Source organism: Malikia granosa (assembly GCF_002980595.1).
GTDB lineage: Bacteria > Pseudomonadota > Gammaproteobacteria > Burkholderiales > Burkholderiaceae_C > Malikia > Malikia granosa.
In genome coordinates, this window is sequence record NZ_PVLQ01000136.1 from 1 (window position 1) to 910 (window position 910).

Here is a 910-nt window from a genome sequence, read left to right on the forward strand (position 1 = left end):
TCAGCCCAGCAGCGGCGTGAGGTCGCCGCGCACGAAGCCATGGCCGACGATGGCAGCCAGGCCGTCGATCCCGCGCTCGAGCTCGGCGCGCTCCTGCTGCCGGGCCCAGAACACCGGCCCGCCCTCCCAGCGCGGGAAGCCATAGCCCTGCACCAGCACCACGTCGATGTCGCTGGCGCGCACCGCGACCCCTTCGGCCAGCAGCAGCGCGGCCTCGTTGACCATGGCCAGCAGCGCGCGACGGCGGATCTGCTCAGGCGTCAGCGTCTGGCGCGCGAGGCCGCGCTCGGCGCTGGCCTGCTCGATGATGGCGCGCACCGTGGCGTCGGTCGCACGCTGCGGCTTGCCGTCCGGGTAGGCGTAGTAGCCGGCACCGGTCTTGCGACCCAGCCGGCCCTGCTCGCACAGCCGGTCCAGGATCGCCACATAGCGCTCGCGCGGATCGCGCGTGGCCGCCTGCGCCTTGCGCATGCGCCAGGCGATGTCCAGGCCCGACAGGTCGGCGACCGCGAACGGCCCCATCGCGAAGCCCATGCCGGTCAGGGCCTGGTCGACCTCCTCGGGCCAGGCGCCGTCCTCGAGCATGAACTCGCACTGCTTGCGGTAGGCGTTGTAGATGCGGTTGCCGATGAAGCCGAAGGCGTTGCCGCACAGCACCGGCAGCTTCTTGAGCCGGCGGCCCAGCTCCATGCCGGTGGCCAGCACGTCGGGCGCGGTCCGGGCGCCGCGCACCACCTCGAGCAGCTTCATGACGTTGGCCGGGCTGAAGAAATGCAGGCCCAGCAGGTCCTGCGGGCGCGAAGTCACGGCCGCGATGTCGTCGATGTCGAGGTAGGAGGTGTTGGTGGCAAGCACGGCTCCCGGGCGGGCATGGGCGTCGATCTGGCGGAACACGGCCTGCTTGACCGCC

At 71.9% G+C, this 910-nt stretch carries 1 protein-coding gene; it reads right to left on the bottom strand.

Annotated elements, in window-relative coordinates; all coding sequences use genetic code 11:
* On the bottom strand, positions 1–910 hold a 910-nt coding region (locus tag C6P64_RS17550; RefSeq protein WP_245911785.1), incomplete at its 5' end, for a 3-hydroxyacyl-CoA dehydrogenase.